This is a genomic window from Ignavibacteria bacterium (assembly GCA_013177855.1).
GTDB lineage: Bacteria > Bacteroidota > Ignavibacteria > Ch128b > Ch128b > Ch128b.
Map to the genome: position 1 here is coordinate 839535 of JABLYA010000001.1, position 22183 is coordinate 861717.

Below are 22183 nucleotides of genomic sequence, written 5' to 3' on the forward strand. Positions count from 1 at the left end.
CTGCGAAAAATTTTCGCTTCAAAAACAGATATCAAAATTAAAGATGGAAATACATAAAAAATTGTTTAATTTTTACAAGGAAAAAAGGAGTTTTACTCTGGCATAAAAAGTGCCTTTTAATTGAAAAAATAAAGAGGTGTTGTATGAAAAAAATTAACATTCTTTTCGTTCTCTTGTTAATCTTAGGTGTTAATTTAGTTTCAGCTCAGGTTCCAGCTCCAACTAATTTAACAGCCGAATTTAAACAAGAAAACCATCCCGGTATGATGGGCTATGGATATGTGGAGTTAAAATGGCAAATGCCCCAAACTCCATCAACAGGATATCTGTTCAAAGTTTTCCGAATGGGACCAAATGATACAAGCTACAAACAGATTGCAGCTTTTGTCCGTGATAAAAAATTCATTGACCACAACATTAGTCCACAGAGCACTTACTCTTACTATGTTGTAGCTTATAATAATCAAGGTGTAAGTGATCCAAGCAACACAGCATCGGTCACAACTCCACCTATTCCAGATATTGTGAGATTTGTTACCTTCCCAATTAAGCTTGCATCGCTTGGAGTATTGTATTCATATGATGCTGATGCAGTAAGTAATCAACCAGACGCAGTACTCACATATTCATTAGTTGAAGGTCCAGCAGATTTGAACGTAGATGCGCAAAGCGGACTTGTAACGTGGACTCCTTCAGTTGCTGGTTACTTCAAAGTTAAAATTAAAGCAGAGAGTAATTTAGGTGGGAAAGCATATCAGGAATGGACCATTAAAGTTACAGGTCCGACAGGTACTATTTCTGGGACGGTCACTAACGCTTCAGATAACTCTCCATTAGCTGGTGTAAGTGTTTTCTTTATCAACACAAATTCGACAAAACACGAACTTGCTTTAACTGACGAAAATGGACAATTCTCAAAACAACTTGTTGAAGGCAACTACAAAATAAGATTCTATAAACGAGGATTTATTCCAGAATTTTATGACAACAAAAGCTCGATTGATTCTGCAGATGTTGTTACAGTTTCAGCTAATTCTTCAGTTGTTGTAAATGCTGATTTACAACCAGTTCCACCACCAGTAGTTTACAATATTTCTGGAAGTGTACTTGATGTAAACGGATTACCTGTTAAATCAGTTGTAACTGCATTCCTGGTAAAAGATACAACATTCCCGATTCTTCCACCTTCAATTATGCATAATAGAAAAATGACTACCGTGACTGATAGTCTAGGAAATTATCAACTAACTGTTCTCGGTGGATTTGAATATGTAGTCTACGCAAAACCATTTAATAGAAATTATTATCCAGAATTCTGGGATAATAAGAAAACTTTCCAGGAAGCAGATAGAATTTTAGTTAACTCAGATGTGAACAACATAAACTTCGTTCTCGAGCAAAAACCAGTTTACAATAATGGAATTGCAGGACTTGTTAAAGATTTCAATACCGGCGAACCTGTTGAGGCAGTTGTCAGCGTATTCAAATTGACCAATGGCAGATTCAAAGCATTCAAATCAACAAGAACTGACTCACTGGGTAATTATTTGATTGAAAATCTCATTCCTGGAAATTACATCGTATTTGCAAAACCAAGACTGCCTTACTTGCCTGGGTATTATAAAGCAGATACTGTTGCATTTAGATGGAGAGATGCGGATACCGTTATTGTAAATGAAACTGGTATAGTTGAAAATATCAATATTAATTTAGTTCCTCGACCGGATACAGGATTTGCAAAAATTAGTGGATTTGTAAAAACGATTTATGGTGAACCCGTTTCTGGTGCTTTGGTTCTAACCTACAACTTGAATGGAGAAATAGTTTCATATTCAACTTCAAGCAACGATGGTTCATATCAAATTGAAAATTTAACCGCCGGTGATTATACACTTGTTGTTGATGCAACAGAATATGACAATGCTGATAATAACAATTCGGTCAATCTGAATTATGGTAGCAATCCAACTGCATCAAAAGATTTATACTTAAGCCCAGCAACAACAACTGGTGTTTCAAACAATTCACCTGTTCCAAGTAATTACACATTATCTCAAAACTATCCAAACCCATTCAATCCATCGACTCAAATTAAATTTACGATTCCAGAGAAAACACAAGTTAAGCTTGAAGTTTACAACTTAATTGGACAGAAAGTAGCAGAGTTAGTCAATGGTGAATTGAATGCAGGTGAATATAATATCACATTCAATGCAAGCGGATTAAGCTCAGGAATTTATCTCTATAAATTACAGGCTGGCAATTTCTCAAGTGTTAAGAAAATGATATTGATGAAATAAAATCTCTCTCTCCGAACGAACTTAGTGCTGCTTCTTTAACAAGAGGCAGCACTTTTTTATTTTAAATAAAATTTTGAATGGAGAATAATGTCAGAATACATCAGGAAAATTAAAAGACAAATTGAAATTGTTGGTAAGGCTCTTTCATCAGTTGAAAAATTCACTGTAACAGATTTAGCAGTCGAATATGATGTAGAAGAATTAACCATTAAAAGAGATCTTGCTGAATTACGGTCAAGAGGTATCGATATTCACTCATTAAAGAGAGGCGGAATAAAAATTTTACACCCGATTAAAGAGGAAACTCTTAAAGAATTTATTCTTGAATTTATTGGTTTCTCCTACTCAGAAGATTATCCTGATAAAGCAACCTCAATACTAATTCAAAAGTTAGGTCCAAAAGCTCTCACATTTATCACAGAAATTCAGAAAGCTATAGAAAAAAATTTCATCACCATCATTGATTATAAATCAACTGCTAACACATTAAAGAAGAATGTTTACATTCACCCTTTAAAAATATTTCAATCTCAAGGAGAATGGAGATTACTTGCAGTTAATCAGAATTTGATCAAACAATATTATATCTCCAAAATTCAAGATGTAAGAGTTACCGATGAGAAATTTAAGCCTTTGAAGAAAGAAAAAATTGATTCACTTTTTTCATCTTCACTTAAAAGTTGGATTGGACCTGAACAATTTTTAATTAAAATTCATTTTGACAAGAATTGGGCTGAGGTAATTAAAAGCAAAACTTATCTTCTGAATCAAAAAATAACTGAAATGGAAGATGGTTCGGTAATTTTTGAAGGCAATGTAAATTCAATTGACGAAGCCGCAACCTGGGTCTTATCCTTTGGTAAAGGAGCTAAAGTCCTTGAGCCTGAACAATTGAAAACTAAAGTTATTCAGCTCGCAAAAGAAGCACTTTCCAACTACAAATAAAATTCCCCTCAAAAAAATATCATTCATTGATACTCTTCTCACTCCTTTCAATTTTATGTTTGAACAAAAATGAAAGGAGTAAAAAATGAAGATCAATCAAATTTCTCAGCTACTCGGAATGAAAGTTACAAGTCAAAATAAAAAAGAAGTTGTTGAAATTTCAATTAATTTACTTTCTAAAATTATAGAACTCTTTAAGAACCGTCAATTTGGATTATTTACTTTTTACGGCATCAATCCGCAAAACTATAAGTTTCAACAACAAAGACTTATTGATTGCGAAAATTATTTGACTTCAAAAGGTTTGAATTTTATTAAAATCGTTGCTCAATGGAATTTAAAGTTTAAGGAAGTCAATAGTTTTAAGGAAATTGGATATTTTATTATTGAACCAGAACTCAACGATATGATTGAAATAACAAAAAGATTTGAACAAGATTTATTTGTTTTTTCTTCTGATAAAAAAACTAATCTATATTATTCGAATGGCAGTAAAATTGAACTTGAACAGGACAAAACTGATTTTGGAAATCTTATAAACAAAGCTGTCATTTTAAATTTCGTCGATTTCAAACTCTTCGTGGATTCAATACTTGATTTCAATTTCCATTTTAAGAAAAAGAATGAAGTTCACATTTCAGATCATCTTGTTGTATTTGCAAAGAATAAGCTAACACTCAATACACACCTTGAAGTAATTGAGGTTTATGATATTAGACAAAACGGCATCATATCATTTGAACGCTCAAAAATTTCTCCTGCTATCTCTCCAAAGGTATTTCATTTTGATGAGATAATCTGGATGTTCAATATTAACAAGAATTGGATCCAGTCAAATAGTAAAATTTATCGAAAAGCTGTTTAATCAGATTTTTAAGTAAATATTTACAGACATTAAACATCTTTTTCGAATTTAGGATGAAAAATGACTTTTAGTTCAATTTAAATTTTTGTAAAAATCGTTTTAAGCAATACTTTTAATGCAAAGAATTTCTACTTAATAAAGCGGTCCATTTGAAATGCGTTTTTTAATCTCACTGTCAAATAAAAGAATTGAGATTAACTTTTCGATTAAAAAATTTCACTCACAGAAAAATTTATTACAGAATTCAATATCAACTTTACTAACGGTCTAAGTGAGTGCCAGGAGTAGTTTTAGGTTTCTAATTCTTCAAATAAATATCAACTCTATAAGTAAAAACTTTTCACATAACTAAGGAATTAATCAAAATTTAATTAATCCTTCCATCTAAATTTTTCCAAAATCACAGATAAAATATTTTTATATTTATAACAAAGCAATGTGAGTTGAAAAGTGGAAAGAGGAAAAATACTTATCTGTGATGATGATCAAGTTTTGGCTCAAATTCTTTCAGATGAATTACGAGCAGAAAATTTCAATACAGTCATTACCAATTCTGGTAAAGATGCAATTGAAGAACTGAAAATCAATTATTATGATGTCCTTTTGCTTGATCTTAATTTGCCTGATATAAAAGGCTCTGAAGTTCTTAAATTTTCAACAGCTAATTTCCCCTTTACTCAAGTGATTATGTTAACCGGCACTTCTGATATTTCTGATGCCGTAGAATGTATGAAACTTGGTGCCTATGATTTTATTACTAAACCTTATGATTTCAACGAACTTCTCCAGGTAATTTTTAAAGCAATTGAAAAGAAAAATCTTATTACAAATAACATTGTTCTTTCAAAAGAATTAAATCAATTACTTGGTTTTGAAATAATTGGAGAAAGTAAATTATTCAAAGAATTACTTGCGCTGGCATCAAGAGCTGCTCAATCTGATTCCCCAATCTTAATTCAAGGTGAAACAGGAACAGGAAAAGAAGTTTTAGCTAAATACATTCATTCAATAAGTCCGAGAAGTTCAAAACCAATTGTTACTTTAAACTGCGCATCGCTCCCAGACACATTGTTTGAAAGCGAATTGTTTGGTCATGAGAAAGGTTCATTTACCGACGCCAAGCAAACAAAACCCGGACTCGTAGAAATTGCAAATGAAGGTTCTTTATTCTTAGATGAAATTGGTGAGCTCTCTCTTATCATACAACCCAAATTACTTCGTTTCCTTGAAACTGGAGAATTCAGACGAGTTGGCGGATTAAACAATCGTAAATCAAATGTAAGATTAATTGCTGCGACAAATAAAAACCTCGTCAACGAAGTTAAAGAAAAAAGATTTCGGGAAGATTTGCTTTTCAGATTAAATGTAATTCCTTTAACAATCCCGCCATTAAGAAAAAGGAAAGAAGATATCATTCCACTCGCTGAATATTTTCTCAAACAGAAAAATAAAACGAGAAAACCAAAAATTCTTTCAGATGAAGCAAAAGAATTTTTACTGAATTATAACTTCCCTGGAAATGTTAGAGAGCTTGAACATTTAATCGAAAGAAGTTTAATCTTTTGTGATGGCGAAGTAATTTATCCAAAGCATTTTAATTTAATGATGTCACCGATCTATTCAGTTTCGGAAGTTGAAGAAGAAATAAATAGAACAACCGGCAAACCATTTCACGAACTTTCGGCTGAAGAGCTCGAGAAAATACATATTAAATCTGTTCTTGATGCAAATAACTGGAATAGGGAGCAAAGTGCGAGAGTTTTGGGAATTAGTCTAAAAACTCTTTACACAAAAATTAAAAAGTATAACCTTCAATGATCGATAAATTCTTAAACAGAGCTGGTAAAGAATTTATTGAACTATTAACTAATTCGGGCTACGGGCTCTGCATAACTGATGAAAATTTAAAATTGATCTGGGCTAATAAAAATTTTGAAAGCTGGTTTGAAACTGGCACAGATAAATATCTTTTTGAAATAATCGAAGAAAAAGAAACAAAAGAAAAATCAGAGATTTTTCAAGCGATACAAAAAAGCGATAAAATTAGAATTGAAATAAAAAATCCATCAACCAAACGATGGTTTATCGTAAGTTCCATTTCAACACAAATTGAGAGTGATAAAAATTTCTATCTTTTTCTTCTTGACGATACGACAGAGAAAAAAACAGTATTTGAAAATTACATTTCCCAACTTGAACTTCTTGATAATGTCGAGGACGGAATTTTTTCGACCGATTTTAATAACAGAGTGACTTACTGGAATAAAGGTGCAGAAAAAATTTATGGTTATTCAGCTAATGAAGTAATCGGGAAAGTTATTAATCAAGATTTTATTCTATACGACCCAATTGATATAGAAACTCAAATCCAGATAACACAAGAATTAGAAAAATATCGAACTTATTATTTCAAACGAAGGGAGTACAGAAAGGATCAGATAGAAATATGGGTTGAAGGTAATGTAACTCTAATAATTGATACAGGAGATAATCCGGTCGGTTTAATCTATATTGTCAGAGATATAACTGCTAAATTAAATTCCGAAATTTTAAGTTATCTTAATGCAAATCTTCAAAAAACTTTAAGAGAAATAACAGCGAATCTGTTAAGTGATTTTTCGTTTTCAGATATAAATCTTCAATTAACTAAAAAATGCAAAGAGCTAACTGAGAGTGAAATTTGTGCAATATTTAAAATTAATGAACATAGAAGCGAGATAATTGAGCTAATTTGCGAAAAAGAATTAAATCAAGAACAATTGGACCAGTTAATTGAGTGTTCTTTTTCAATTTTAAGCTGGCTTGAATTAAATAGAAAGAGTCTTGTGAGTTTTAATGAATCGTATCCTGAAATAATTGGAAAGCTGAGGAATATCCTTAACCTAGATCAATTCATTATTTCTCCTGTCATTATAAAAAATGAAATCCAGTATTTTCTTCTGATTGGGGCTAATAAATTTAATCTACAAAATTATAAAGTAGAAATATTGAATTCGTTTGCTTCTCATTATTCATTTATTGTCAGTTATTTTGAAAAGAAATTACTTCAAGAAACTCTTGAGGAAAAACTCAAGCAAACACAAAAGTATGAGCTCACCAGTAATTTAATCAGCGGCATAGTTCATGATTTCAAAAATTTATTGTACGGTTTGAAAGTTTCAAATGACTTAATTAAACAAAAATATTCTAGTGAAATTCCTAAAAATGTTATAGAAGAGATTGATACACTTCTAAACCGTGGTCTCGAATTATCAAAAAGTCTACTTGAAATAGGGAAACCACTCAAACCAGTAAAAACTCACTTTAAGTTAGTTAAGTTACTTGATGAAGTTTATAACTTAGCTGTAAAGATTTGCCCATCCAATATTTCAATCAAAAAATATTATAAACCTGATCTTCCTGAAATTTATGCGGATTACACTCAACTCCATCAAGTATTTATGAATTTAGTTATCAACGCACGTGATGCAATGCCCAATGGCGGTGAATTATCAATTATTGCAGATGAAATTTCAATCACTGAAAAAGATTATCTGCAACAATCTAAATTAAAACCTGGCAACTATCTTATCATATCTTTTTCAGATACGGGACATGGAATTCCAAAAAAATATCTTGATAAAATTTTCGAACCGTATTTTACGACCAAAGATCAACAGAAAGGAACTGGCTTGGGTCTTTTTATATCCCAAAACATAATCACGAAACACAACGGTTTGATAACAGTTGAAAGTGAAATAGGGAAAGGCACAACATTTAAAATTTACTTGCCCTTTACTAAAACCGAAATTCAAGAACAAAAGAAAATAATTCAAACAAAAGTGAAATCAAATCCAACAATCCTTATCGTTGATGACGAAGATTCGATTCGTAATTTGCTAGCCGAAATGCTAAGCCTGCAGAATTTTCAAGTTCTTGACGCTTCATCAGGTGAAGCAGCTAAAGATATTTTTCTTAAAAATCAGAATATCATAGATCTTGTTATTCTGGATTTTCATTTAAAAGATATGACAGGAGAAGAAGTTCTCAGATTTATTCGGGAAAGAGATAAAGAAGTCCCTGTCTTCATTGCCAGCGGTATAATTGATAATGAATTAACCGAGCGACTTAATGAATTATTGGCAGATAAAATTATTGAAAAGCCTTACGAATTTGATGCGTTGATAGAAAGCATTAATAATTACATAAAAATTTCATCTTAATCTTCATGCAATTCTTTTTTTAGCTCATCGACACTGACCATTTTAACATCTTTCTCTTTGTTGTACTCACCAATTTGCTCCGATTGTTTTATTGCGTTTAACTTATTTAGTACCGTAGTAATTTTTTTAATTCCCTCTTCAAGATAGTTAATCTTTTCACTTAAAAATTTTTTATCAATGTTTTCTTTGTTTAATTCTCTTTTAATTGCATTTATTGCTAAAGACATTATTGTTAAAGGTTGCTTAATTTCATGATTTGCTGTTAAAACGGTTGCTTCAAAAATCTGGTATTTCTCCTGTTGAATGGTTTTTCTTTTCATCTCAGCGAATCGAAGAGCGGAGTTTATACGGGCAATCAGTTCAATTTTATCAAATGGTTTTTTGATATAATCAAATGCTCCAACTTTCAGTCCTTCTTCCACATCTCTTGCATCAACTTTGGCTGTTACAAGAATAATAGGGATATCTTTTGTTTGTTCATCATTAGTTAAAATTTTGCAGACTTCGTAACCATCCATACCAGGCATCATAATATCGAGGAGGATTAAATCGGGCTTTTCAGTTTTTGCTTTTTCAATTCCTTCAGGTCCCGAAAAGGCACTGATCACAAAAAAATTTCCTTGCTGAAGTCGTGATTGTAGATAATAGACATTATCAGGTCTATCGTCAATTACAAGAATTTTGTAAGTATCTTTTACCATATTTCACTCAAGAATGTAAAACTTTTTGAATAGTGATTAACAATTCATCTAAATCATAAGGTTTGGAAAGAAAATCATCGGCACCTAATTTTTTAGCCATTACAGCATTTTCCACATCTGCATAAGCAGTCATAACAATTATTTTTCCAGGATAATTTTTTGCTCTTAATTCTTTTAAGATGTGAAAACCATCAACTTGGGGCATTTTTAAATCAAGTAAAATTAAATCATAAAATTCATTTTGCAAACGATCTAATGCCTCTGAACTATCATTCATTACTTCAACTTCGTATCCAACAGACGAAAGTTCCTCTCTTAGAATTTTTGTAAGAGAGACATCATCATCAATTATCAACACTGATTCAAGAGTTGCCACTTTTCATTCCTTTCATTTTTCTTCTACCGGGTTAATTTGATAGATTTTTATATCCTTCTGATACTGTTCCCTGGTTTTCTCTATCAAATTTTCACTCTTCCTGCGGGAAGTAAACCTTTCTTTCAAAGTTGGTACTAATTTAGCTTTAAGAACAATAATTAATTCTTTTTTAGTATAAGTCTTTTTATCAAATCCTGTGAGATACCTGATGCCTAAAACCCACCAGGGCAAATCTTTTAATATTGGAATACCACTTCTTTCTATCTTTTCTTCTGTTATGTATAATCCTCCTATCACAGTTTCTTCACCATCAACAAGCAAAACATCTGTTTTAGCTTTTGTCTTTTTTATTTCAGTTGAAAGTTGACCAGGTATTGCGTTACTCCTCTCTGCCTCTAAATCAATCAGAATGTAATTCTTTCCATCTTCTTCAAAAATATATGGAGTAACTCGAATAATTGTACCTGTGGAATAAAATCTTTCTACTGTATTACCGGCAAAATCTTTTTCTCTTGTAGAGAAATCAGCACCGACCTGTATTTCACCTCTTACTCTGTCTCTAACCGTGATTTGAGGGCTTGCAATAACTTCGCCAAGTTGATTTTGCTCAAAGAAATTAAACAAAGCAGTTGCGCGTCCAAGAAAATCACCGAACTGTCTTTCGCCATATAATCCAAGATTAAATGTTTTTGTTTGATCAGTCGTAGGTGGTGCATTTAAGTTAAAGATTGTATTATCCGTTTGTCCTAACTGACCGGCAACATCAAAATCTTTGTTATTTGTAAGAAGCCATTTCCAATTTATACCCATTTCTCTTGATTTAGCAACATCGAGTTCAAAAAACACAGCAGAAATATTTACTTCGCGGGTAGTAAGATCAACTCCTTTCATTGCATCGGGCAGAGGTGGTTTTTCTCCTTTACGCGGAAGAATTTTAATATACTCCTCAGTCTCAGTGAATTCGAGATTGTGATATTTAAGTATTAATAATAATGCTCTGTACCAATTCATCTGTATTATATCAATTCCAATCGGATCGGTTATATCTTCACTTAAAACAATTATTTTGTTCAAATACTGTTTGCTTAATTTACTTAGCATTTGCATTGCCTGATTAAATGGCAATGACCCTGAAAGAGAAACGAGCTCTTCTGGTGAACTTGAAAGCATTCTTTGAAATTCTCTCTGACTTTGAGCGTAACAACTCAAAGCAAAAACTAAAATAAAGAATATTAATTTTTTCATTTTTTAAACTCCTTAATATTTGCGCTTTTAAGTTTCAGAGTAACTTTCTCAATGATACCTCCTTTATTAAGCAAGAATTCACATTGCTGATTGTCGTAATCAATTCTTGTAAGATAACCGAGATAAACGGGATCTCCTTCCGATAGTGTGTATGAATTTCCATTTTTATCCATGATAAATACTGCATCAGGTATAATTGCTAATAATGTTGCCCCATCGACTTCTAACAATGCATCGTAATTTGGCGGAATATCTGGTCTTATTAATGGGAAGAATAAATTTTTTACTGGTTTAATTTCTCTTGGTTGAATATTTTCATAATTGAGGGCAAGGTTCGTGTCGGTTGTAAAGTATGATTCAAGTTTAATTTCAAATTCAACCTGATATAAAATTTCACCCTTACCAGTTGTTAAGGTTGCATTTCGTAATTCGAGACCTTGAATTTTATAAAGTTTCTTTGATTTTTCGAGCTGGTAGATCAAGCGAAAAACATCTTCAAATTCACCTTGACCGCTAATTACAAAATAATCAACAGAGGCTGCTCCAATAGATTCAGTTTTTTGATACTCGATATTCACTCTTGTATAACGAGAAAAATTCTTTGTAATATTTAAGATGTCATTATAAGTATCTGTGATAGAATAACGGAACGGAATTGCTTTAGCCATATTGTATAAGATCGAATCAACTTTTTCTGATTCTTTTTGAAGTGAATCGTACATTGCCGCCAAAGTTTTCACATCAAGAAATTGTTGATTCAGGTTTTCTAATTCCATTTGTTTTGCTTTAATCTGCTTTGGTTGAAAAACCAAAACATAATAACCTCCAATTCCAACAAAGAGAATAAAGAAAACAAATAGGATAAGAGCATTTCTTGTTGTATTGCTCATTATTGTACCCCTTTATATCCGTACTTTTCAGGGTTTAGTGTAATTTCGAAACGGTTAATTTCTCTATCACGTAATTCCTGACTGATCATACTTTTTAGTAGTGCTTTATCAAGATGATCAGAAAAATCAGGGATTGTATATTTATTAATTCCTACTCCCATTATTTTTACACCTTCATCTGAAGCAGCAAATGAAGTTAACCAGATTCTCCTTTTATCAGGTTGATATTCTTGAATTTTCATTAGTATTTCTGTCCATCTTTCAGCGCCAAGGATTAATGTATCAATCGTTCTTTGAATTTTTAATCCAGCATCAATTCTTTGGGAAAGTTGATTCACTTTATTAACCAGTTCAGCATTTTCGGCAATCAGGAGTTGTTTACTTTGAATTTCAGTTTGAAGAACCTGGATCTTATTTTTATTTACAATATATTTTTGGGTAAAGAAAACAACTGCTATAAATATTAAAAATAAAAGCGCATATCCAACAGGACTTAATTTGAAGATCTTTTGCGCTTCAATTAAATCATACGGTAATAAATTTACTCTTGGAACTTTTGATTTATCTTTCATCAATAAGAAAAACAATGGAGCAATGCTAAAGGCATAAACTGGAGCTTGTTCTTTTTTCTCATCAGGAAGGGCAGTTAAATCCAGCTCATCAAACTTAATGACCTCAACTTCTGCAAGAGGGAAACTACCATAAAAAGTTAACTGCACGGTTGTTTCAACTACTTCACCAGCAAGAAAGATTTTATCGATTTCTGAAACCTGTGCAATATCCATCTCTAGATTAATTTTACTAATAATTATATCATGGAAACCTACAGTCTGAACTCCAACTCCGAGATAACTTGAGATATGTTTAATTGTTTTATTTGAGATTAAAATAATTCTACTGGAATCAATTCCTACATAAACAATCAAGTAATTTTTATCTGGTTGTATGTTATATTTATTAAGGACATAACTTGCCAGACAAATATCGCCGCCCGAAATAAATGGAATTCTGGGCATTCTCATTTTCCAGAAACGAGCGAATTTTTCAATCTGGTCGAGCACTGGATAATTTTCATTAATATATATGGTTAGATAGGTATCCTCAGAGTATTTATAGTATCTCAAATTTTTTTCGTCTATTGATGAGACTTTTGTATCAAGCCATCTATCGATAATATATTGTTTTAATTCTTTCTCTTTAAGTTTTGGAACATTATTCAGAATTAGATAAGATATCTGAGGTTCTGTTACAACCGGGACAAAAATGATATCTTTTATATTTTTAACCTTACCACTTAAAACATTTGAGAGCATTGGCTCTTCGAGGTCTTCCCCGCTCTCTTCACCTGGTTCAAAAAGAATAGTGTCTGAGTCTACTTCTAATTCAGATTTTGGTGGTCCATAAAATTCCTGGGGACTTCCTTTTAGTCCATAGGTTACAATGTCTTCGAGTTTTAACCCCCTCGAAGTTTTAGAGACTATTGCGATTTTAGTCTCTGGACCATCAACAAAAATTCCAACATATTTTTTCATATTTTACTCGTAAGTAATTGTTGGATTCTTGATTTATTATTGGCAAAAGCGATCGCTGTTTCGTAAGTAATTTTTCGTGCTTTAAATAGTCTTGCCAGATCCTGTTCCATAGTGTTCATTCCAAACTCACCACCCTGATGGATCATTTGATAAATCTCGCTTGTGTTGTTGTTTTTAATAGCCGCCTTAACTGATGGAGTTACTACAAGAACTTCTTTAGCAAGTGTTCTTTTTCCATCAACAGTTGGGACTAATTTTTGAGAAACAATACATCTCAAAACATCTGCAAGTCGCATTCTTACTCGTTCCTGTTCCTGGACTTCAGTTTCTCCAATAATTCTATCAATTGTTTCGACAGCAGAAGATGTATGAAGAGTTGAAAATACTTTATGACCACTATCGGTAACATCAAGTGCAGCAACGATTGTTTCAGGATCTCTTAACTCACCAATAACAATTATATCGGGATCCTGTCGAAGTGCTTGTATTGTTCCTTCTTTAAAAGACAAGACATCTCTGCCTACTTCTCGATGTCTAATTAAACATCTTTTAGACTGATGAACATATTCGACGGGTGAGCTTATGATAATGATATGTGCATCACAGGTTCGATTATTTTCATCAATTATTGCATCAAGTGTTGTTGATTTTCCAGAACCCGTAATACCAGTAATCAATATCAATCCTTCTTTCATATAATTTAAATTCATCAACTGAGCTACATAAGGATGAAAGCCAAGATCAGAGAAAGGTCTTAACTGGGAGAGAATAGCTCTACAATTTAATGACAACTCATCGAGTTCAAAATAAGCATCTGCTCTATATCGATAAATTCTTAAGTATGGTTTTGTCTCTCTAATTTCAATTGAAAAATCAAGATTTCGTTTAGAAATCAAATACTCAATTTGTTTTTCACTTAAAATATTCAGTATTAGGATACTTGATTCTGTCGTATTAAACTCTGGTAGTTCATTTAATGGTTTTTTATTCCCATGAATTCTCATCCAGAAGCGATTCAAACTGCCAGGTCCGCCAAAGTCAAGATCAGACGCTTCCACCTTATGCATTTCAAACAATAAGCTTTCGAGAAAAGAACGCAATAATTCTCGTTGTTGATTGTTTAATCCCTCCACAAAACTTTTCAGGTAAAGGACCTTGTCAATTCCTTTGATATATTCCGGGACAAGTTTAAGTCCTTCTCCAATAATTTCTTTTACTTTTTGAGTAAGATTTTTAAAATCATTCGATTTAATTTCTATGAACATGATTAATCTTCCGTTGTTGAAGCTATTACTTCTTCAATTGTTGTAAGTCCTGCTTTTACTCTTAAGAAACCCGACTCTCTCAAAGTCAACATTCCTTCTTTCTTTGCTTGAGCACGAATTGCTTCTTCATCTATTTCAGTACCAGATTTAACAATTAATCTTCTTATTTCTCGACTAAAATAGAGTGCTTCGTGTATTGCCATTCTTCCTTTGTAACCAGTGTTAGAACAAGCTGGACACCCAACTGCTTCATAAAAAGTCGTTTCTTTAATATCTTTTTCACTCATTCCAGCTGCAATTGCAATATCCTTATCAAAATTTTTTGCAACACGTTTACACTTATCACAAAGTTTTCGAATTAATCTTTGAGCGACGATAATATTAATTGCATATGCAATTAAAAATGGTTCAACGCCCATCTTAAATAATCTGGATATTGCACTAGGTGCATCATTTGTGTGTAATGTTGAAAAAGTTAAGTGACCAGTATTAGCAAGTTTAATTGCAATTTCGGCTGTCTCCTTATCTCTCATCTCTCCTACTAAAACAATATCAGGATCATGACGCAAAATAGCTCTCAATGCTTGCTCAAAATCCATCTTTGGTCCAATTTTTAATTGTCTTGCACCTCTTATGACATATTCAACTGGATCTTCAACGGTTAAAACATTTACAGTTGGATCAATCACCTGATACAACGCAGCGATCAAAGTTGTACTTTTACCAGAACCTGTTGGACCAGTTAATATCACCATTCCTTGAGGTTTACTAATTGCTTTCATAAAGAAATCAAAAGCAGGTCCATCGAAACCAATCTTTTTAATATCAGTGATAACTTTTCTATCATCAAGAATTCTTATTACGCACGATTCGAATTTTGAACTAAGTTCAGTTCCAACCATTGGAAGAATGGAAACACGAAAACGAATAATATGCCCATCGATATTTCTTTGTATAAATCCATCCTGTGCCTTTTCTCTTTCAAATCTATCAAGTCCCCTTGCCCTGTCCTTAATAACTGATAAAACTGCTTCAGGATAAGTGTTTTCCTGAACATACCATAGAGTTAGATTTCCATCAATTCGAAAATGTATTTCTGTTTTCATTCCACTTTGAGGAACAAAATGAATATCACTTGCTCCTCTTCTAACTCCTTCCACAAGAGCCCCTTCAACTAAATTTATCAAAGCACTTTTTTGAATTTCCGCTTCTAATAAAGATTCGTCTAAACCTTCCTCTTTCTTCGTTTCAACACTTATCTCTTCGGGGACTTCTTCAAGCATCTTAAGAAAAATATTTTCTGGCGGAAGGATTTTATTTAGCAACTCATCAAAGTCTTTTCTCCTCACAAATATCACTTCATACTTTCTAAAACCTAAACTTGCTGGAATTTGATGCGTCAATCGATTTGTTGGATCCGTTGCAGCAATTATTATTTTATCCTTTTGTTGAGAATCAAATTTTATCGGAATTATTTTTGCTCCAAGACAAAGATTCCTTAATTCTTCAGAAGCCTTGTTCCATAAGTTTCTGATCTTTTCTATATCATCATCTGTCAAATGGTATTTTTCAGGTGAGTAAACATCAAATCTGTATACAGCTGCAACTTCTTCAAAAATTAAATCATGATCAAACTTAAAATCCTGAACTAAAATTTGAGCGAGATTTCTTCTTGCTTTATCTGTCTTTTTAACTTGTAATGCTTTTTCTAAAGTGGTTAAATCAATTAATCCTTTTCGAAGTAACCAGTAACCAACTTTATCTGTTTGTTCTAAAGATTCAACGGCCATTTAAAGTAACCCCTGAATTAAATTAATTATAAAAGACATACCAGGATATTTTGGACGAATTGTTGCGGTTTCCGCAGAAATTAATGTAAGTGCCGTTATGACAATCATAATAAACATAGCAATTGCAAGCTGAATAGCTTCAATTAAGAATTTTAGTTTGTGAGTAGTCTCACTTTCATAATAATTTGCAATTTGAAGAGCAACATTTCTAATCGTTCCAGTCTCCTCACCAGCGTGAAACCTTGAAATTGCAGTTTTAGTAAATACCCCAGCTGCTTCGAATGCTTCAGTTAAACCTTTACCCTCTCTAATCATAATAGGAATGGCAACATTTTTAATTCTATCCTCAAAATATTTATTGCCAGTTGCTTCCGCTGCAATCCTGATGGGTTCAATATTTTCTGCTGAACCAGTGTAAAGTGAATAAAATACCCTACAGAAGATTTCAATCATTGATTTATGGACTATATTTCCCAGAACAGGTAATTTTAACAACCATTTATGCAGAACAATCTTACCCTTTGTTGTCTGAGAATAATAGAATAAAAATAAGAATGGTGATGCCATTAACAGAATGATGTAAAGAAAATTATTCTGTAAGAAATGACTTAGTTTTAATGTAGCAGCTGTTAATGGAGGTAATTCGATATCGAATCTTAAAAATAATTCAGCAGTTGCAGGAAATACTTTAGCAACATAATAAATTACAGTTAAAATTAATGCAATGACAGTAATAGTCGGTGTAACTAGCGCACTCCTTAAATTTTTACGGAACTCTTGATTTCGTTCAAGAAATTTAGCAGTTGCCAAGTAAATTTCTGCCATATTACCGCTTTTACTCGCAAGGCCTAACATATAAGCTGTAAATTTACCAAGCACATGCTCATATCTTCTAAAAACTTTTTCACTGTCCTCACCTTTCTTTAAATCATTATTAATATCTTTCAACGCATCGCGTAATGTTTTATTGGTAACATCATTAATCATTAATTGTAGAATTTCTCCGTAAGACATCTTTTCTTTTAATAGATCAGCACTAATTCTAACAAAAGATACAATTTCAGATGTGGGTGGTTTTAGTTGAAAATCAAGTAACTTTTTTCTAACAAAAATAACTTCGTAACCCAGCTTTCGAAGTGCTTGCTCAACTTCTTCAGCGGTATAAGCTTTTTGTTCTCCCAGTATTGGTTTAACAGTTCCAGGTTTTTTCGCTTTATAGAGAAATATAGACTTTTTCTCAATAGACCTGATACGTAGCTGGTTTTTCTGCGCAATCTCATTTATTCTCTGACGAGCACTAAAAATATTGCTGGAATGAATAATTCCAACAACTGTTTTTCCTGAAGATGATATTGCACTAAAACGATATTCGGCCATCTTTATCTGAATTAATTATAAGTCTTTTTTTCAATCTTATTATATGGAATTTTAAAGAGTTATGCAAATCTTTTAAACCATTTTTCTAAATGCAATTATATAATTTTTTTGAATAAATAAAACACATTCAACATAAAATTATTTATGAAAAAAGCCCTGAAGTTTAAAATAAAAAAGCCGTCGAAAATCGACGGCTGTAAATTAATTCAAAATTTCTTAGTTATTAATCGTAACAGTAATATTATCTGGCGTCACTACTGCTGTTGCTTTAACTTTGTTTTTTCCATCATTACCGGTTTCATTACCAGTACCAACTATAGTTACAACAGTTGCAGCCACTGTGGCGGTGTAAGTACCATTACCGGTCTGTGTCAAAGAAGGTGGAATAGTAAAACCAGTAAATGAATTCCCGCCACCACCAAGTGCGGTTGGCTTTCTATAATATTGCTGTGCAAATGCACCAATATTATTTAAGTCAGCAATTACCGCGTCTCTATTTGCACTTTGTGCGCTAGTACTTGCCAGGTTGATGCCTACCACAATGGCGATACCCACAATGATTACTCCAATTACGATTAGAAGAAGTTGTTGTTGACCCATAGTTTTACTCCTTATTTTTTGTTTTCAATTTTTTTGAGAGAATTTTTTCTACTCTCATATGCAAATATGCATAAATTAAAATAAAATTCAAGTGATTACGAGACTTTCTGATTTTGTTCATAGAATTGTCGAATTTTTAAGTTAGTTTTTAAATAAAAAAGTGCCGAGATAATTACTCGGCACTTAATGAATTCTTAGGTTCTAAATTTTATTTTCTTTTTGAATTAATTATTAACCGTGACAGTGATTCCTGTCGGAGTAACGACCGCAGTTGCTTTCACTTTGTTTTTACCATCATTGCCTGTTTCATTACCAGTTCCAACTAATGTCACAACTGTTGCACCGACCGTAGCAGTATATGTTCCATTAGCTGTTTTGGTTAAATTTGGTGGAATAGTCCAGCCAGTAAATGAGTTACCACCACCACCCATCGTTGTTGGTTTACGATAGTATTGTTGAGCAAAAGCTCCAATATTATTGAGATCAGCAATAACCGCATCTCTATTTGCACTTTGTGCACTGGTACTTGCTAAGTTAATACCAACTACTATAGCGATACCAACAATGATTACTCCAATTACAATTAATAAGAGTTGTTGTTGACCCATAGTTTATTCCTCCATTTTTTGATTTTTATTTAAGTTGTTTTTATTTGGTAGCAATTAAATAAAATTGAGTAAAAGAATCAACATGATTATTCATAATAGTGAACCATCTTCACCTGAACAATATTATTTCCTGAACCTGTACCCCAAACTGGTTTAGTTAAAACTTCGTTTGCAGGTTTATAATAAATATTTACATTTCCATTAAAATTTATCTGTTGACGAGAAACTATATTTCCATAAACTTTAACATTTCCGTTCAGTATTGTATTCTTATTTGAAAAGATTTGAGCATTTAGAGTTACATTACCATTCACAATTAAATCTCCACCTGAGTACAACCCTACATTGCTTACATTTGGATCAGGAGAATTTAGCCTTACATTACCATTAATAATTGTTTGCCCTTTACTGATAAAAATACCATACCCTGTAACAGTTCCATTAATTATTAAATCACCAGTGACAAAAATTATTTTTGGATTTTCTTTTGTCCCTAATGTAATATTTCCATTAAAAGTTTTATTGCCATAATAAATATCCGTGGCTTTACTTAAATATTGGTCTGGATCAAAGGACGGAATGTTTATTTGTGAAGTTTGAAAGTGCTTAGGTAAATTTTCAGGATTTGAAATTGGATTGATACGATTATTTAGTGCACTTGATGGATTAGAGGAGGCATATCCTGTATAAGTTAAAAATCCATCAATTGAGTTGTTACCATTCATTGTGAAGTTCCCGTTAACATGAACATTGGCATTAAGATTATTTCCTGCGTGTGTAATTTCTACCCCACCATTTAAATGCATATTATTACCACTGAAAACAGCATACTTCATAAACGGAGGTAGTCCTCCACCACCAACTGACTCAATTGACATAAATGCTTCGGCTGTTTTACTTGTATTTTCATAATTAGCAACGACACTTATTTTTACTAATCTTGATGATCCAATTAAGGTATCCACAACTCTGTAAAAAACTTTTCCACCCATCAATTTCTCTTGTTCGAAATTCTGGACTCGATAAGCAGTATCTTGAGTTAACTTTAATTTTAGAATATCTATCATTGAATTTGCGATATTCTTCGCATAAAAATCTCTATAATATTTTGATGAACTTTCGCCTGCTTGAGTAGTTGTCCGGTTAACCTGTATAGAATAAATACCAAAAATGATTATTACAATTAACAAGACTATTAAGACGGTTCTTCCCACTTTAATTCCTCCAAATATTTATTCAAACAAATAAAGTAATGATAAAGAACGTTTACCTCCACCAATACCAGTCTGTCCACTTACGGAGTTTGCAAAGAAAGTTGCGTTCTTAATCGCAGCTGAAGAATAGTATATTTTGTGATCATTGTTTCCTTTGCATTCTTTTGTTAATTCTAAATTAGGCGAAAGCAAAATCAATCCACCTAAAATATCAAGATGAAGATGAAACATATAATCACCAATAATAAGTCCTTTAAAAGGCTTTGATGATTTTAACTGAGTTACTGTCGTTGAACCTGTAGAATTATGTACAACAAGAATCCCCCAATTATCTGACTTCCCTAAATCAATTTTTACCTCAGCTGGAGATAATTCTAGATAAGTTACACCACTGAGTGGATATTTTAGTTGGGAAATATTTGTAACATACTGGCTCCCATTTACTTTACTTTGAGCAATGCTTTTTAATGTTCCTTCTGGATAACCTAGAATTTGATCAGGACTGGTAGGGAACGATCCACCCCAATTATAATTTTGTTCAATCACACGTGGATCTTCAGGATATTTTGGCGGATAATCAACACCATTGACAGTGCCTCCGATCATAGCGCCTTGTAAATTTGAAAAACTCGTTCCAGACGAAACTCCATAAATTCCATTTTTGGGAATTAAATTGCCATTTAAATCATGATCTCGGCCATCAATTATCATATCACTAATAGTTTTGTTTAGATTAGCATTTGCTGTAACAACTCCTCGTAAGACGGGCGGAACGAATCCCGACCCAAATGTTACATAAGCAATAGATTCTTTTTTTATTCCTTCGTATTCTGCTAATACTCTAATTTGAACAACGCTATCACTTCCAAGCACAGTGTCTTTGATAGTAAAAGTTGCAGTTCCACCAAGAAGACTCTGCTTTTGTTCTTGATTGACTCGATAGTTTGAACTATCAGCTAACTTCGTCATCAAAATATCAATCATACTAAGTGATATATTTCTGACATAATTGTTTCTATAGGATTCGAAAGATTTGTTATAGGCTTCTTTTTCTGATTTCATTGATGATATTGTATATAAGCCAAAAATCACCAAAGCCCCAATTAAAATTATTATTACTGCTCTACCCATATTCGCTCCTATAAATTTTTGGGACGAACTATTTTTTTAATTTCTGCACCCGGATAATAACCTTCAATAGGATATAGGGACTCAACTTTGATATAATACTCAATTGATTTTATTCTATCCCGCTGCGTCTGACTAACCAATGATGAGTAATTAATTTTAATATTTGAAGAATCATAATAAGTAAATTTAAAGTCAACAACTCCCAAATTTGAGCCCCGCAATGGCTCATTATTTAGTATTCGATACAAAATTCTATCATTTGGATTTGGAGTTGAGGATAGATCAGCAGGGTTTCCTAGTAAATATCTAATTGTATCTACTTTACCATTATTATCAATATCTGAAAGAAAAGTTAATCTTGTTGAATCTGCTAAAAGAATTTTGCTTCCCGATACCCGAAATCCAATTTTATATAAATCATAATCGAGTACTTCAGAAATTTCTTTTACATTCATTTGAGCGATATTGGCATTATTAACTTCTTGGGCAGAATTCTGGATATAAAAAGAAATTCCAATAATCATCAAAATTAAAATTGCACCAATGAAAGTGGCAGTTATAATGTCTAATAAGCTCGACATAGCTAATAAGAAATTATTCTATATAATTTGATTGTATCTGATATAAAATTATTTGTAACAAAAACATCAACCCTTTTGTAGAATGTTCTGCTCAGACTTTTCAAATCTGGATTACCTGAACTCACATAATATACACTTACTCGAGTTTTGAAGTTTCCAAGTCGGCTTAAGCTATCAGTTTTTTGGAAATTATTATAATCATCAATATCGTCAAATTTAGTGGGATCATTTTCGCCCACATCTGGCCCGAGAGCACTTACAGGCGTTAAAGAATCAGGAACAGAAACTACTCCTGAAACAGTTTTTTCGTCAAAAGATTTCTGCGAAATTTCATCAATCATAGATTGAGCGATTGCTGTTCCCGAAATTATTGCTTCATTGGCAATAGCGAATGCAAATCGGGATGATGTGGTTCGGTAAACTGTTAAAACAAATATTGTGAAAAGTAATAAGCCAACTGTTACTAATAGGGTTTGTCCAGTATTCATATATCTTTTTAATAATTATCGATAAATTGCAAATGTATTTTAAAAATTAAATTGCTATAAAACAACGAGGTTT

Annotated in this window: 19 protein-coding genes; 5 read left to right on the top strand and 14 right to left on the bottom strand. The window is 32.3% G+C overall.

Annotated elements, in window-relative coordinates; all coding sequences use genetic code 11:
• The first annotated feature begins 143 nt into the window (after nucleotides 1–143).
• The 5 genes from HPY57_03540 to HPY57_03560 all read left to right on the top strand — a co-directional run bounded on the left by HPY57_03540 (nucleotide 144) and on the right by HPY57_03560 (nucleotide 8312).
• Nucleotides 144–2300, top strand: coding sequence for a T9SS type A sorting domain-containing protein (locus HPY57_03540; GenBank protein ID NPV10843.1), 2157 nt, complete (start codon nucleotides 144–146; stop codon nucleotides 2298–2300).
• A gap of 87 nt (nucleotides 2301–2387) precedes the next feature.
• Entirely contained in the window at nucleotides 2388–3245 is an 858-nt protein-coding gene (locus HPY57_03545; protein ID NPV10844.1) for a WYL domain-containing protein, read from the top strand.
• Between the two features lie 85 nt (nucleotides 3246–3330).
• Entirely contained in the window at nucleotides 3331–4110 is a 780-nt protein-coding gene (locus HPY57_03550) for a hypothetical protein (protein NPV10845.1), read from the top strand.
• A 450-nt stretch (nucleotides 4111–4560) separates the two neighbouring features.
• A complete protein-coding gene (locus tag HPY57_03555) occupies nucleotides 4561–5928 on the top strand; it encodes a sigma-54-dependent Fis family transcriptional regulator (GenBank protein ID NPV10846.1) in 1368 nt (455 codons plus the stop codon).
• A complete protein-coding gene (locus HPY57_03560) occupies nucleotides 5925–8312 on the top strand; it encodes a PAS domain S-box protein (GenBank protein NPV10847.1) in 2388 nt (795 codons plus the stop codon). The genes HPY57_03555 and HPY57_03560 overlap by 4 nt, the downstream gene beginning before the upstream one ends.
• On the opposite strand, the gene HPY57_03565 is transcribed toward HPY57_03560, so the two are convergent.
• From HPY57_03565 to HPY57_03630, 14 genes are all read right to left on the bottom strand, one after another.
• Nucleotides 8309–9013, bottom strand: a complete 705-nt coding sequence (locus tag HPY57_03565) for a response regulator (GenBank protein ID NPV10848.1) — start codon at nucleotides 9011–9013, stop codon at nucleotides 8309–8311. The two genes, HPY57_03560 and HPY57_03565, sit on opposite strands and share 4 nt — an antisense overlap.
• Nucleotides 9014–9020: 7 nt before the next feature.
• Nucleotides 9021–9389: a response regulator gene (locus HPY57_03570; protein NPV10849.1), complete on the bottom strand. Its 369-nt coding sequence runs from the start codon at nucleotides 9387–9389 to the stop codon at nucleotides 9021–9023.
• A 12-nt stretch (nucleotides 9390–9401) separates the two neighbouring features.
• Nucleotides 9402–10634 carry a hypothetical protein gene (locus tag HPY57_03575; GenBank protein ID NPV10850.1) on the bottom strand — a complete coding sequence of 411 codons (1233 nt, stop codon included), beginning with the start codon at nucleotides 10632–10634 and terminating at the stop codon, nucleotides 9402–9404.
• A complete protein-coding gene (locus tag HPY57_03580) occupies nucleotides 10631–11524 on the bottom strand; it encodes a hypothetical protein (GenBank protein ID NPV10851.1) in 894 nt (297 codons plus the stop codon). The genes HPY57_03575 and HPY57_03580 overlap by 4 nt, the downstream gene beginning before the upstream one ends.
• Nucleotides 11524–13056: a hypothetical protein gene (locus HPY57_03585; GenBank protein NPV10852.1), complete on the bottom strand. Its 1533-nt coding sequence runs from the start codon at nucleotides 13054–13056 to the stop codon at nucleotides 11524–11526. The genes HPY57_03580 and HPY57_03585 overlap by 1 nt, the downstream gene beginning before the upstream one ends.
• Complete coding sequence (locus tag HPY57_03590; protein NPV10853.1) at nucleotides 13053–14321, bottom strand: PilT/PilU family type 4a pilus ATPase; 1269 nt, start codon at nucleotides 14319–14321, stop codon at nucleotides 13053–13055. The genes HPY57_03585 and HPY57_03590 overlap by 4 nt, the downstream gene beginning before the upstream one ends.
• A gap of 2 nt (nucleotides 14322–14323) precedes the next feature.
• Nucleotides 14324–16111 carry a type II/IV secretion system protein gene (locus HPY57_03595; GenBank protein NPV10854.1) on the bottom strand — a complete coding sequence of 596 codons (1788 nt, stop codon included), beginning with the start codon at nucleotides 16109–16111 and terminating at the stop codon, nucleotides 14324–14326.
• A complete protein-coding gene (locus HPY57_03600; GenBank protein NPV10855.1) occupies nucleotides 16112–17488 on the bottom strand; it encodes a type II secretion system F family protein in 1377 nt (458 codons plus the stop codon).
• Between the two features lie 216 nt (nucleotides 17489–17704).
• Complete coding sequence (locus tag HPY57_03605; GenBank protein NPV10856.1) at nucleotides 17705–18088, bottom strand: hypothetical protein; 384 nt, start codon at nucleotides 18086–18088, stop codon at nucleotides 17705–17707.
• A 224-nt stretch (nucleotides 18089–18312) separates the two neighbouring features.
• Nucleotides 18313–18696 (bottom strand): hypothetical protein, encoded by a 384-nt coding sequence (locus HPY57_03610; GenBank protein ID NPV10857.1) that lies wholly within the window; start codon nucleotides 18694–18696, stop codon nucleotides 18313–18315.
• An 86-nt stretch (nucleotides 18697–18782) separates the two neighbouring features.
• Nucleotides 18783–19910 carry a hypothetical protein gene (locus tag HPY57_03615; protein NPV10858.1) on the bottom strand — a complete coding sequence of 376 codons (1128 nt, stop codon included), beginning with the start codon at nucleotides 19908–19910 and terminating at the stop codon, nucleotides 18783–18785.
• A gap of 18 nt (nucleotides 19911–19928) precedes the next feature.
• The gene (locus tag HPY57_03620) at nucleotides 19929–21041 is read right to left on the bottom strand and encodes a hypothetical protein (protein ID NPV10859.1); all 1113 of its coding nucleotides are present in this window, start codon (nucleotides 21039–21041) and stop codon (nucleotides 19929–19931) included.
• Between the two features lie 8 nt (nucleotides 21042–21049).
• Nucleotides 21050–21622 (bottom strand): hypothetical protein, encoded by a 573-nt coding sequence (locus HPY57_03625; protein NPV10860.1) that lies wholly within the window; start codon nucleotides 21620–21622, stop codon nucleotides 21050–21052.
• 2 nt (nucleotides 21623–21624) lie between these two features.
• Nucleotides 21625–22110: a hypothetical protein gene (locus tag HPY57_03630; protein ID NPV10861.1), complete on the bottom strand. Its 486-nt coding sequence runs from the start codon at nucleotides 22108–22110 to the stop codon at nucleotides 21625–21627.
• Between the last annotated feature and the right edge of the window lie 73 nt (nucleotides 22111–22183).